Genomic DNA, 13,601 nt, shown 5'->3' with positions numbered 1-13,601 from the left:
TTTTCAGTGATCCGTTGTTCCTGAACGCCCCAGGGAATCCGGGTTTTCTTTCTTAAACGGGGTTTTTCCAGGGCCTGTCGTAACAGTTCACCCAGTCTTGATTTGGCCAGTTCCCGGTTGTCCGCCTGACTTCGGGTCTGCTGAACGGTAATCCACAATAAGCCCGCTTTATTAATACGGGTTGGGAGTTTTTTGAGGATCAGTTCTTTGGCCTCCTCCGAAAGACTCGGGGATTTAAGGACATCGAACCAGAGAGTGATACGGGTGCTGACCTTGTTGACGTTCTGCCCCCCCGGGCCACCGCTGCGGGAGGCGGTAAAGATCAACTCCTTCTCGGGGATGGAAAGAAAATCCGTAATTCTAATCCGGCCGGTTTCTGAGTCCATTTACATAAAAAGCCAAAAGCCATTCAAAAAGTTAATTATCCCCCAGGCCCCGATGACCGACCCAAGGATCCAGACCGGTTTTTTCTTCATTAAAGCAGCTATGGAGGAGAGTAGAATGGCAATCTGGAGATAAATGACGGCTACCCCAAAGGCCTGGGAATGCTTCTGGGCGGCATCCCGGATGGCTTCAAAATTTCGGGCCTCTTTTTCAATGGCCGCCTTTTCTTTGGTGTATTTATTTAACTTTTTGGTATAAAATTCTATCTTACTGCTATAAGCATCATTCAGGGTCTGGGAGGACCTGGGTTCGAGGGCTTTCAACTCGAGCTCCAATTTTTCTTTTTGAAGTTCATAGAGATACCCTTTGATGCTCTTGGACTGAAAGTAGGCCCACTGGTTGGCGGCCTGCGATTGACTCAGGACCGAACGGGTCGAAAAACTGCCGCCTCTAAAAGTCGATAAGGTGGCACATACGGCCAGGATGACCGTGGTCAGGGCCAGGTAATTGAGCCATTTTTCCTTTTTTTCTTCCGCCATAGATATTAGCATAACCTCCTGTAAAATTAAGGGATTCCAGGTAAAACGGGAAAGAGGAAGATGCATTATTACGGACTACGCAGGGGAATATACCATAGTTCGAAAATAGATTAAAGCTCAAAGCTCATGGCTGAAAGCTCAAAGTAAGCAATAAACCATTAAAATCGATGCCGGACAAAAGATAATTTCGTCCTTCCTGGTGCTCTAACGGGGCATGAGGCTTAATAATTAATGGTTTGAAAATAACTTTTGACAATTCTTTGTATAATTCATTAGAATTCAAAATCTTATACCGTCAGGATCTTCGAAAAAGGAGTCCCTATGATCAGACCCTTCCCATTCATTCCCATAAACCTTGCCGCTAGGCGGAAAAGTTTCTGCCTGACCCTGGTTCTTTTTGGTTTCCTGGGTCTCCTGGCCTGCTCTGATAAAAAGAACGACCCTTCAAAAATGAAAAGGGAAAAGGTGGTGCCGGTTACCGTGAGTCTCGTCGAGGAAAAGACGGTCCCGGTGCAACTGACGGCCATTGGAAATGTCGAACCTTTTGCAACGGTTTCCATCAAATCCCGCGTCACCGGGGAACTGAAACAGGTCCATTTTCGGGAAGGTCAGGACGTTTCCCAGGGGACCTTGCTCTTTACCATCGATCCTGCCCCCTTCGAGGCCGACCTGAAAAAGGCCCAGGCCAACCTGGCCCGAAATGTGGCCCTGGCCAGTAAGGCTGAAGAGGATCTCCGGCGTTATGCAGACTTAATTAAAAAGGAATTTATCAGCCGGGAACAATACGATCAGTCCGTGACCAATCTGGAGGCCTTTAAGGCCCAGATCAAGGCCGACCAGGCGGCGGTGGAAACCGCCCGTTTGCAAGTCGCCTACTGTTCTATCCGGGCCCCCATTTCCGGACGGACCGGGACTTTGTTGGCCGATAAGGGCAATATGATCAAGGCCAACGATGACAATAAAAATATGGTGGTCATTAACCAGATCCAGCCTATCTTTTGTTCTTTTTCCCTGCCGGAACAGAATCTGGCCGATATAAAAAAATATTCGTCGGCCGGAAAACTCAAAATAAAGGCGGTTATTCCCAAGGACCAGGAACAGCCTGAAGAAGGGGTGGTTACCTTTATCGATAATATGGTGGATAAAACGACCGGCACGATCCGCATCAAGGGAACCTTTTCCAACAAAGAAAAAAGGTTGTGGCCCGGCCAGTTTGTCAACATCATTTTGGCCTTAACGACCCAAGCGAACACCTTGATCGTCCCTTCCCAGGCCATCCAAACCGGTCTGGAGGGACAATATGTCTTTGTAATCAGACCGGACCTCACCGCCGAATCCCGTCCGGTGGTGATCAACCGAAGCCTCAATGGCCAGACCGTTATTGAAAAAGGGCTTAAGGCCGGGGAAACCGTGGTCACGGACGGTCAGTTTCAACTTGTTTCCGGAACCAAAGTCCAGATTAAAAAAGGGCCGGAGGGGAAAGGGGCCCCCCGTCCATGAATATCGCTGAAATATTTATCCGTCGGCCGATCATGACCACCCTGGTCATGATCGGCATCCTCCTTTTCGGGATCATGGGTTATCTGCGTTTGCCGGTGAGTGACCTCCCCAATGTGGATTTCCCGACCATCCTGGTAACGGCTAATCTGCCCGGGGCCAACCCCGATACCATGGCCTCGGCCGTGGCCACCCCTTTGGAAAAGGAATTCTCGACCATCGCCGGATTGGATTCCATGAATTCATCCAATGCCCTGGGGGCTACCCAGATCACCCTCCAGTTCAGCCTGGATCGGAATATTGATGCCGCGGCCCAGGATGTTCAGTCGGCCATCGCCCGGGCCGCCCGCTTGCTCCCTAAAGACATGCCCACCCCGCCTTTTTATCGAAAGGTCAACCCGGCCGATCAACCGGTACTCTATTTGTCTCTTAACTCGACGCTCCTCCCCCTTTACACTATTGATGAATACGGCCAGACCATCATGGCCCAACGCATTTCCATGATCAGCGGGGTGGCCCAGGTTTCGGTTTTCGGCTCTCAGAAATATGCGGTCCGGATCCAACTCAATCCCCAGGCTATGGCTTCCCGGGCTATTGGGATCGATGAAGTGTCCGCAGCCGTCCAATCCAGTAACGTCAACCTGCCGACCGGCACTTTATATGGGCAGCACAAGGCCTTCACGGTTCAGGCCACCGGCCAGTTAAACAATGCCGAAGCCTATCGCCCGGTCATCACCGCTTACCGGAATGGTTCTCCGGTGCGCCTCCAGGATATCGGCCGGGTTATCGATGGCGTTGAGAATAATAAAATCGCCAGTTGGTATAAAGACCGGAGGGCCATTGTCCTGGCCATTCAACGCCAACCGGGAACCAACACCATCGAGGTGGTCGATTCCATTAAAAAACTGTTGCCCACTTTTCGTGCCCAATTGCCGGCCTCGGTCAACCTGGATATCCTCTATGATCGTTCTGAATCGATCCGCCATTCGGTGAATGATGTCAAGTTTACCCTGATATTGACCATCTTCCTGGTGGTCCTGGTCATTTTTCTCTTTCTCCGTAACATTTCGGCCACCATCATCCCCAGCCTGGCCTTACCCATGTCCATTATCGCCACCTTTGCGGTCATGAGTCTGCTGAATTACAGCCTCGACAACCTTTCCCTGATGGCCCTGATTCTGGCCGTTGGGTTCGTAGTCGATGACGCCATTGTCATGCTGGAGAACAATGTCCGTCATATGGAGAAAGGTGAGCCCAGGCTTCAAGCCGCCCTTAACGGATCCAAAGAAATCAGTTTTACCATCCTGTCCATGACCCTGTCCCTGGCCACTGTTTTTATCCCGGTCCTCTTCATGGGTGGAATCCTGGGCCGGCTGCTTCAGGAATTCGCCGTGGTCATTGCCGTGGCTATCCTGGTTTCGGGGTTTGTCTCTTTGAGCCTGACCCCCATGCTGTGCAGCCGCTTCCTTAAACCCCCGGAAGCCCAGCAGCACGGACGTCTTTATTGGTTTTTCGAGCGTTTCTTTAACGGGATGCTTCAGGTCTACGATTGGAGTTTAAAGAAGGTCTTAACCCATCGCCGGGCCACCATGGTGGTTACCCTGCTCACCCTGCTGGCCACCTTTTATCTTTTTCAGGTCGTTCCCAAGGGGTTCATCCCCAGTGAGGACACGGGCCAGATTTTAGCTTCCTCCGAGGCGGCCCAGGGGATTTCCTTTGAGGATATGATCCGGCATCAGCAAGCCCTGGCCAGGATTGTACGTGAAGACCCCAATGTGAAGGCCTATAATTCAACGGTCGGATCCGGCGGCCCGAATCAGACCGGTAATACCGGCCGGATGTTCATCCGCCTCAAAGACCGTTCCGAACGAAAACTGAGTGCCGATCAGGTGATTCAACAGTTACGGCCCAAACTGGCCAAGGTCCCGGGCATTCAGATTTTCCTCATCAACCCTCCGGTTATTAACGTCGGAGGCCGGCTGACCAAGGCCCTGTATCAATTTACCCTCCAAAGCCCCAACACCAGGGAACTGTATCGCCACGGGGCCATTTTTGAATCCCGGCTGAGGGCCTTGCCGGAACTCCAGGATGTCACCAGTGATATCCAGCTTAAAAACCCCCAGATCAACATAGAGATCGACCGGGACAAGGCCATGACCCTGGGGGTTACGGCCCAACAAATTGAAGACGCCCTTTACTCGGCCTACGGGTCCCGGCAGATCTCGACCATTTATGCGGCCAACAACGCCTACCAGGTCATCATGGAACTGGAGCCTGAATACCAGATGGACCCGGCAGCCTTATCCCTGCTCTATATCCGCTCCTCCAAAAACCAACTGGTCCCCATAGACTCGGTGGCCAAATTGAGTTGGGGGGTGGGACCGCTCTCGGTCAACCATTCCGGTCAGCTCCCTTCAGTCACCCTTTCTTTTAACCTGAAACCGGGGGTGGCCCTGGGAGAAGCGGTTGCCGTCGTTGAAAAAACGGCCCGCACCGTCCTGCCTTCAACCATCAGCACCAGTTTTCAGGGCACGGCCCAGGCCTTTCAATCCTCACTCAAGGGTTTGTGGCTTCTCCTGGTCCTGGCCGTCCTTTTGATCTACATTATCCTGGGAATACTCTATGAAAGTTTCATCCATCCCTTGACCATCCTCTCCGGTCTGCCTTCGGCCGCCATCGGAGCCCTGATCACCCTGCTGATCTTCGGCCAGGATCTGAGTATTTATGCCTTTGTGGGGATCATCATGCTGATCGGTATCGTCAAGAAAAATGCCATCATGATGATCGATTTCGCCCTGGCGGCCCAGCGCAATGAAGGCAAGAGTCCCTTTGATGCCATCTACCAGGGCTGCCTGGTCCGTTTCCGGCCCATCATGATGACCACCATGGCGGCCTTTATGGGCACCTTGCCGATCGCCCTGGGTTTCGGGGCCGGGGCCGAATCCCGCCGTCCCTTGGGTCTGGCCGTGGTCGGGGGCCTGGTCTTTTCCCAACTCTTAACCCTTTACATCACCCCGGTCTTTTATCTTTATATGGAGTCCTTTCAAAGTAAGATCAAGAAATGGAGAGGGAAGGAAAATACTAATTCCACCCCCTCAACCGATAATAATCCTTAACCAGATAGTTTAGTTCGTCTTCGGTGATCACTTTGCCGCTCTCCGGCAGGGCCTCTTTGTGGAAACGCACGGGGAGTGCATCCAGGTCAGGGGTCATGCCCTCCCGCAGATTAAATTCCCGGCACAGGGTAATGACCCGGTTGGCCATTTGATGGATCTCTTCCTTACCCCAGGTCAATCCGGTAGTCATGTGGATGATCCGGGACAGTTCCGGCCAGGGATAAAGGTCCCGGTAAAAACGGCAAAGGATCAGGGTGTCGAACAGGCAAAGCCGATCCTCGAAGTCAATGAACAATTCGGCTTTGCCCTCGAGCTGGTCCGGATCGATCATCCTGGAAAGTTCAGGTTTGTAAAAAGTGGCCCGTAGATGGCAGGCCCCCCGGTCCGAAGTGGCATAGCCCAGGCCCACGCCTTTGAGCACCCGGGGGTCATAACCGGCAGGCTCCAGCCCTTTAACATGAATCGCGATATCTTCCAGCCCCCACTCGGCGGCGGCTGTTTTGATCCCCTCGGCCAGAACGGCCCCAATGCCCTGTCGATAAGCTATTTGTTTCAACAGAGCCGCAATGGCCGGCACATCGCCGTATTCTATTTTTTCCGGAATCTTTCCCCGCTTAGAGGCCTCAATGGCCAGGCCGGCCAGATTCCCGGCCGTGATGGTATCCAATCCGAGACGGTCGCAGATATCATTTAAATACAGGATGTCTTCGATGCTTTTGATGAGGCACAAACCACCGAAGGCATAGATGGTCTCGTATTCAGGACCTTCCAGGGTCATCCCTTTATGGGGGCCTTCCTTGACCTTGCTCAATCGGCCACAGGCGATAAAACAGCGGGCGCAGGCCCGGGGTTGGACTTCACAGCGTTCGTGGAGGCTGTCCGCCCCAATGGCTTCCCAGCCCTCCAGAACCCCTTTGGACCAGTACTGGGTCGGAAAGGCCTGGGCCTTATTTAAGACCCCGACCATCATGGGGGTCCCCATCTTCCGGTAATTGGCCACCCCGGCATCGGTCTTGCCTTTTTCCAAAATTTCCTGGGCAAAGGCTTTGACCTCATCCGGAAAGGCCAGGGGGCGTTTTTGGAGACCATAAAAACAAAGGGCCTTGATTTTTTTGGATCCCATAACCGCCCCGGTACCGGTGCGGCCGGCCGATCGCCAGTAGTCGTTTTCGATCACCGAAAAACGGACCAGGTTTTCCCCGGCCGGACCGATCACCAGGGCCGCAGCCCTTTCAGCCGGGGTGCCCATCCGTTTTTTACCGATCCGTTTTAATACTTCATCTTCGGCGGCATAGGTATCCAGTCCCCATAGATCCTGGGCCGGGTGAAAATGCACCGTTTCATCGTTGATCTCCAAAAAAACGGGCTCCTTGGAAACGCCACGGATGAGGATGGCATCATATCCGGTCCGGCTGATGCTTTCTGCGGCCTTTCCACCGGAATAGGATTCGGCATAAAATCCGGTTTGGGGGCTCTTGGTGAAGATTCCGTGACGACAGGATCCGTAAATTGGGCTGTCGGTAACCGGACCGACGGCGATGATCAGGTGATTATCCGCTGCCAGGGGGTCCACCCCGGCCGGGTTATTGGCCATCAATAAACGGGTTCCCAGGCCCTTGCCGCCCAGACCCTGTTCCAAATCCTGATCGGATATTTCCTGAATGGAAAAAGATTGTTCCCCGACATCAATTTTTAAAACGCGATTAAAAAAACCTTTCATGATATTCCCTCTAACCTATACAGTGATTTTTTAGTTTTTCATGATAGCCATTTACAATGTCCGATGAGGATTCAAGGATTCAAGGGGCCAAGGGTTCGAGTGAATTTATTAGAAATCGTCCCCCACTCGACCCCTGGAATCCTTGATCCCTGGAACCCTGCTTTTCTTTTACCAGGCCGCCCGGTAAATGCGTTCGGCATCCTCGAGGGTAATCCTTCGGGGATTGTTGGCCAAAAGACGGGTTACCTTCATCACCCCTTGAGCCATTTCCGGGATAGCCTCCTCCGGAACCTGGAGATCCCTTAGTCGGAGCGGAATGTTTAGATCGATCATCAACTCTTCAATAACCTCCAGACCCTCTTCAGCAGCCTGCCGGTCGGTCAGGTCTTCGGTTGAAATGCCCAGGGCCAAAGAAATCTCGGCGAATTTAGGGAGATTCCCCAGCATATTAAAACGGAAGACATGAGGCAGCATAATGGAATTGGCCAGACCATGAGAAATATGATGAAAGGCACCGCCCAGGGGATAGGCAAAGGCATGGACGGCCGTTACCCCGGCATTGGCAAAGGCCATCCCGGCGAGTAAACTGCCTTCCAGCATTTTTGAACGGGCCTCCGGATCTTCGCCGCGGGCATAGGCGGTCAATAGATTCCCGGAGGTTAATTCAATGGCCCGGAAGGCCAAATGATCGGTCAGGGAATTGGCATTAACCGAAGTAAAGGCTTCGATGGCATGAATCAAGGCGTCCATGCCGGTGAAAGCCGTAACCATCGGGGGGACCCCAAGAGTCAGGATAGGATCCAGGAGGGCCAGCCCAGGGAAAAGATAGCTGGAAACCACCCCTTTTTTGAGATGCTCGGCCTGATCCGAAAGGATGGCAATAGGGGTGACTTCGCTCCCGGTCCCGGCTGTAGTGGGAACAGCTATCAAAGGCAGGCCGGGCCGGACCAACAGGTCCACTCCGAAGTAATCGGAAATATGCCCGGGATTGACGGCCATGGCCGCCACCAGCTTGGCAATATCCAGGGAACTGCCCCCACCCAGCCCGATGACCGAATCGCACTGCTCTTTTTTCAATTGGGCCAGGGCCTGGTCTACGACCTCAATGGGGGGGTCAGGCTCGACGCCGTCAAAAAGGGCCTGGGCGATCCCCGCTTTTCCTAAAGGGGGCAGCACCTGATCCAGGAGTCCGGCCTGAATGATCCCCGGGTCCGTCACGATAAGGACCTTTTTCCCCTTCAGGGCCTTGACCTCCGGACCGATCTGGTCGATAGACCCCGGACCCATCAGAATACGGGGCGTGGTCCGAAATAATATGTTCGGCATAGGTTTTCTCCTAAACTTTACTGAATTTCGTGCTTGTTGCTCGTTACCCGTTGCTGGTTGCTCGTTACTTGTTACTGGATACTGGATAGAAAAAAAATGATTTTCCAGCAACCCCGTATGAAAGTTGTTTTATCGAGTAACCAGTAACCAGCAACCAGTAACCTGCAACCAGTTCCTACTCCTCCTGAACCACCACCCCCCGGTCTATCCGGAAGACCCGGTCCAGCATATCCGTGGAATGCTGCAGGTTGGATTCAGAAAGGATAACCGAAAGCCCTTCTTTGATTAATTCTCCCACCACCTCCACCAGGCGTTGGGACAAGGCCGGGGCCACCCCTTCAAAAGGTTCATCGAGCAGCAGAAGATTGTGGCCGCACATCAAGGCCCGGCCGAGGGCTACCAGTTTCTGCTGCCCCCCGGACAGTTCCATGGCCTTCCTTTTGGCAAAGGTCTTTACTTCCGGGATCATCTGATAGATCTTCTCCAGGCGCTTTGGTCCTTCGTTTGTGCCGATGGCCCAGGCGGGCAGGAGGATATTCTCCTCTACGGTCAATTCCGGAATAAGACGCCGTTCCTCCGGCATGTACCCGATTCCAAGACGGGTCCGGCCATAGGCCGGCAGTTCTCTTAACTGATGGCCGTCAAACTCGACCAGACCGCTGCTGGAAGGGAGTAGTCCCATGATGCTGCGCATCAGGGTCGTTTTACCGGCCCCGTTACGGCCGATCAGTCCGGCTACGGCCCCGGTAGGCAGCTCCAGATCAACACCCCGCAAGATCCTGACCGACTGGATGGAAACATTCAGATCTTTAATTTTGAGCATTTCCGGGCCCCCCTCCTGCCTTCTTTTTACCATCCCCCCCGATCACATATTGACGCACCTGGCTGTCGGACAGTACAGCCTCCGGCCCCCCATCGGCGATCACCCGTCCTTCGTAGAAGGCCAGGATGCGGTCGGAATAGCGGCTGACGATATCCATGTCGTGTTCCACAAAAAGAACGGTAACCCCTTCGACCCGTAAGGCCTCCATGATCATATCCATCATATCGAATTTCTGGTCGGCGTTGATTCCGCTGGTCGGTTCATCGAGCATCATGATTTGCGGTTTTCCCACCATGGACATAGCGATATCCAAAAGCTTACGGATCCCTCCCGGCAGGACATGGGCCGGTTTGTCCCGGTAATCGATCAGACTGAAGCGTTCCATAATCGATTCGGCCACCTCCGGGGCGCTGCCCTGATGACCCGGAATATGTCGGGGAGCCCGGGAAAACAAAGATTTTTTGCTCATCCGGGAAACAATACCCAGACCGACCAGGATATTGTCTTCCACGGAAAGGGAATCATAGAGCTGGGGGATTTGAAAGGACCGGCAGACCCCCAGCCGGGTAATCTCTCTCGGCGGGAGGGGGGTAATGTCACGGCCTTGAAAGTGAATCGTCCCCGAGCTGGGTTTTAAGTATCCGGTAATCATGTTGATGAAAGTGGTCTTGCCGGCGCCGTTGGCCCCGATCAGACCGACCACGGTATCCTTCCGGATGGCAGCGGAAATATCCCAGGCCGCTGTGACGGCCCCAAAACTTTTGCGCAGTCCTTGAGCTTCCAGAATCGGCAGGGCTTCCATATCAGACTCTCCTTTGACGGGCTTGAAAAACAGACCATAACCCGGCGGGCAGGAAGATGATGACCAACAGCAGGGCCGCGCCCAGAACCATCTGCCAGGTATTGGGCGAATACTCGTAGGCGAAGCTGCGGATCGATTCAAAAATCAGGGATCCGAGGAAGGGGGCCAGGACATTGCCGGTGCCGCCCAGGATGGTGATGAAGACAAATTCCCCGGAGGTCGTCCAGTAAGCCATTTCCGGATCGATATGGCCTATGGTAATGGCCGTCAAGGCCCCTCCTGCTCCGGCCAGGATAGCGGCAATCACATATTTGATATGGATGGCCCGACGTACCGAGGCCCCCATGTATTCCACCCGGATTTCGTTGTCTTTAATGGCCGGAGACAGGCGTCCTAAAGACGTCTTCAGATAACGGTTCATGATTAGGGCCGCCAGAAAGACAGTCAGGCAGGCCAGGGCATAAACGGCATAGCGCACCCAGCGGCCGGAAAACATGAATCCGAAGAGGGTGGGGACCCCGACATTGAAGCCGTCCGTACTCCCCAGGAAGGCGGTTTTGACTAATAAGCCGTAAAGGATCATCGAAAAAGCCAGACTTAACATGGCGAAGAATATACCCCGGTAGTTGGCCAGGAGAAAACCCAGGATGAAGGCGATAAAACCGGCTACCGCCGCCCCGCAAAGGAGCGACAAAACCGCATCGGTCAAACCCAGGGATAACCCCAGGCTTCCCGCCGTGTAGGCCCCCAGACAATAATAGAGTCCCTGACCGAAGGATACCAGGCCGGTGCGCAGCAACAACAACAAGCCTAAAACGACCAGCCCTTTGCCGAAGGAAACGGTTACCTGGAATAGCATCCATTGGGGCAGGAAAGGACCGATGACCAGCAAGGCCGCCAAGGCCCCTGTCAATATCCGAAAAGTATAATCCATGCGCTTCATATCTTACGGGCCTCCATGGCACTGTATAATCCTTGAGGTTTTAAAAGAAGGACCAGGGCCATAACCAGATAGATGCTGAACAGCTCGATTTCCGGCAGGTAATGGACAGCCGTCGATCGTACCAGCCCGACGATCAAGGCCCCCAGGGCGGCCCCTTGAAGACTCCCCAGTCCGCCGATCACTACCACGGCAAAGGCCAGGACGATCACCTCGACGCCCATACCGGGCACCACCGAGACCGTCGGGGCCGTAAAGGCCCCGCCGATGGCCGCCAGCATGGCCCCGGCGGTAAAGGTGATCAAGTAAAAGCGATTCACATTGATGCCCATGGCCAGACTGACCTCCCGGTCATGAATCACGGCCAGGAGTAGCTTGCCCTGTCTGGTGTACTGGAGGATCCACAGCAGGCCGATTCCCGAGGCCAGGGAGACACCGATCATGATGAGGTTATAGGCCGGGTAGCTTAAACCGGCAAAATCGAGGCTGCCCAGGAGTCCATAGGGCTCGGAGATGAAAAAGGGGTCAACCCCCCAGATCAGTTTGATCACATCTTCCAGGATCAGGAACAGGGCGAAGGTCACGATCAAAAGGAGGATTTCATCTTTCCCGTACATAAAACGTAAAAGCCCCCGCTCGATCAGCGGCCCCATCACCAACCCGACAATGACCGCAGCCAGGGCCAGCATGCCGTAGCTGCCCAATGGGGCGTAGCCATGGTTCAGCCAATAGCCGGCCAGGGATGCGGCGGCGTAAGCCCCTAATGCATAAAGGCTGCCATGGGCCATGTTGAGGATCTTCATGACGCCGTAAATAAGGGTGAGACCCACGGCGATGATAAACAACCAGGAAGAATACAGTATCCCGTCCACCAGGACAGTCAGCAGATCGCTCATGATTTAGGACACTCCTGCTTGGGGGGCCGGGTTGCACCCCGGTCCCCCAATAATTAAACCCTTATGAAAAATTTATTTCGCCGAACGACGAACGCTCAACAACGAACGGGTTTAAACTACTTGGTCTTTTTAAACCCGGACTTGATCCAGTCTTCACTCTTGACCCCCTCGGGGGGATTGACCTTGGCAGCCGGGTAGTGCTTGATGTTGGCGATGGTCAATTGTCCTTTGACGTGCTTGACGGTACCATAAGCAGTCCCCTGGATGGCCTGATGACCTTTGCCCAGGGCCATTTCCACTTTCCCGCTCGGCGTCTCATAAGTCAGGTTTTCCAAGGCGGCGATAATCTGGTCCTGGTTAGGAGCCTTGCCGCCGGCCGCAGCCATGGCCTTTTCATAAGCGGCCTTGACCCCCAGGATGGCCTGGACCATCTTATAGGCCGGATAAGTGGGGAAGAGGGCGTAGCGTTCCTGATAGGCTTTGCGGAACCAACGATTGAGTTCATTATCCGGGGCAAATACCCCATGAGGTCCTCGACCTCCGATCACCGTCCCGGCCGGGATCTGATTGGCCAGGCGAAACATAGCCGTTTCCCCGGCGGTCAGGACCACGGTGCTCTTTTTAAATAATCCCCGTGGGGCCGCTTGCAGGACAAAGGCCTCCAGATCCCCGCCCCAGAAGCTGGAATGGACCACTTCGGCACCGCTGGAAAGTAAAGAGGAGATTTCAGCGCCGTACTGGCCGGCGAAGAGTTTGGGCATCTGGGAGACGGCCACCTGAACGCCGGGATTCAAGGCCTTCATGGCCGCCTCGAAGTCATTCCAGGAATCCTGGCCCCAGGCGTAATTCTGATTGATTCCGGCGATCTTTTTTATTTTTTTGTTTTCAGTTACATAATAGGCGGCGGCCACATTATCCATGGTGGCGTGGGCCCCGGTTCGGAAGACATATTTGTAGCTCCCGTCTTCAAAGATCCGAGGTGTACCGGCATCAAAAATGATGGTTAGTTTTTTAAGTTCCTCGGCCACCGGCGGGATGGCAATGGCATCCCCGCTGGAAATGTAGCCGATGACCAGGTCGACGTTCTGGCGCTGGACCAGATTCCGGTATTCGGTCACCTGCTTGGTGACGCCCCCGGCCTCATCGATAAAAACCAGTTCTATCGGAGCCCCCCCAAATCCCTTGGTAGCATAAGGGGTAGGCACCTTACCGCCCATATTGAGGGCTTCCGTCAACACTTCGGCCCCGTTACGGGCCGGCACCCCGAAAGGTCCGGCGGCCCCGCCGGAAAGGAAGGTGACGACACCGATTTTAATCGGTTTTTCGTCGGCAGCACCGGCCGGGATGGTCCATCCTAAAATAGAGGTAAGGGCCAAGAAAGTTACAAAACAGATCCCAGGAAATAGTTTAATAGAAAACAATTGCTTCTGCTTCATTTTTTCCTCCTGTCGATTTTCTTTTGGAGTGATGGCGTATCGGCGTTTGGGTTTTTTCCAGACCGTTATTCCATCACCCCATTACTCCAGCTTGTTTGAGCCCCTTTAATTCGTCTTGGTTA

At 53.8% G+C, this 13,601-nt stretch carries 11 protein-coding genes; 2 read left to right on the top strand and 9 right to left on the bottom strand.

What is annotated here, in order from left to right; genetic code table 11:
• Window positions 1–386 (bottom strand): aminoacyl-tRNA hydrolase (arfB, locus tag HY879_26915; protein ID MBI5606978.1); only part of this gene is annotated, 386 nt, incomplete at its 3' end.
• Window positions 387–923, bottom strand: coding sequence for a DUF4337 domain-containing protein (locus HY879_26910; GenBank protein ID MBI5606977.1), 537 nt, complete (start codon window positions 921–923; stop codon window positions 387–389).
• Between the two features lie 321 nt (window positions 924–1,244).
• Here HY879_26910 and HY879_26905 point away from each other — a divergent pair, with 321 nt between their 5' ends.
• Entirely contained in the window at window positions 1,245–2,423 is a 1,179-nt protein-coding gene (locus HY879_26905; protein MBI5606976.1) for an efflux RND transporter periplasmic adaptor subunit, read from the top strand.
• A complete protein-coding gene (locus tag HY879_26900) occupies window positions 2,420–5,536 on the top strand; it encodes an efflux RND transporter permease subunit (protein ID MBI5606975.1) in 3,117 nt (1,038 codons plus the stop codon). Before HY879_26905 ends, HY879_26900 begins: the two co-directional genes overlap by 4 nt.
• Here the strand turns inward: HY879_26900 and HY879_26895 are convergent.
• The 7 genes from HY879_26895 to HY879_26865 all read right to left on the bottom strand — a co-directional run bounded on the left by HY879_26895 (window position 5,502) and on the right by HY879_26865 (window position 13,479).
• Entirely contained in the window at window positions 5,502–7,256 is a 1,755-nt protein-coding gene (locus HY879_26895; protein ID MBI5606974.1) for an aldehyde ferredoxin oxidoreductase family protein, read from the bottom strand. The genes HY879_26900 and HY879_26895 overlap by 35 nt on opposite strands.
• Before the next feature lie 168 nt (window positions 7,257–7,424).
• Window positions 7,425–8,582 (bottom strand): iron-containing alcohol dehydrogenase, encoded by a 1,158-nt coding sequence (locus tag HY879_26890; GenBank protein ID MBI5606973.1) that lies wholly within the window; start codon window positions 8,580–8,582, stop codon window positions 7,425–7,427.
• A 175-nt stretch (window positions 8,583–8,757) separates the two neighbouring features.
• The gene (locus HY879_26885; GenBank protein ID MBI5606972.1) at window positions 8,758–9,405 is read right to left on the bottom strand and encodes an ATP-binding cassette domain-containing protein; all 648 of its coding nucleotides are present in this window, start codon (window positions 9,403–9,405) and stop codon (window positions 8,758–8,760) included.
• Window positions 9,392–10,207 (bottom strand): ABC transporter ATP-binding protein, encoded by an 816-nt coding sequence (locus HY879_26880; protein MBI5606971.1) that lies wholly within the window; start codon window positions 10,205–10,207, stop codon window positions 9,392–9,394. Before HY879_26880 ends, HY879_26885 begins: the two co-directional genes overlap by 14 nt.
• A 1-nt stretch (window position 10,208) precedes the next feature.
• Entirely contained in the window at window positions 10,209–11,150 is a 942-nt protein-coding gene (locus HY879_26875) for a branched-chain amino acid ABC transporter permease (GenBank protein ID MBI5606970.1), read from the bottom strand.
• The gene (locus HY879_26870; GenBank protein MBI5606969.1) at window positions 11,147–12,043 is read right to left on the bottom strand and encodes a branched-chain amino acid ABC transporter permease; all 897 of its coding nucleotides are present in this window, start codon (window positions 12,041–12,043) and stop codon (window positions 11,147–11,149) included. Before HY879_26870 ends, HY879_26875 begins: the two co-directional genes overlap by 4 nt.
• Before the next feature lie 116 nt (window positions 12,044–12,159).
• A complete protein-coding gene (locus HY879_26865) occupies window positions 12,160–13,479 on the bottom strand; it encodes an ABC transporter substrate-binding protein (protein MBI5606968.1) in 1,320 nt (439 codons plus the stop codon).
• Between the last annotated feature and the right edge of the window lie 122 nt (window positions 13,480–13,601).

The sequence above is a fragment of the Deltaproteobacteria bacterium genome, from assembly GCA_016219225.1.
GTDB lineage: Bacteria > Desulfobacterota > RBG-13-43-22 > RBG-13-43-22 > RBG-13-43-22 > RBG-13-43-22.
Note: the sequence above shows the minus strand (reverse complement) of the source record. Positions and strands in the feature narration are given on the sequence as shown.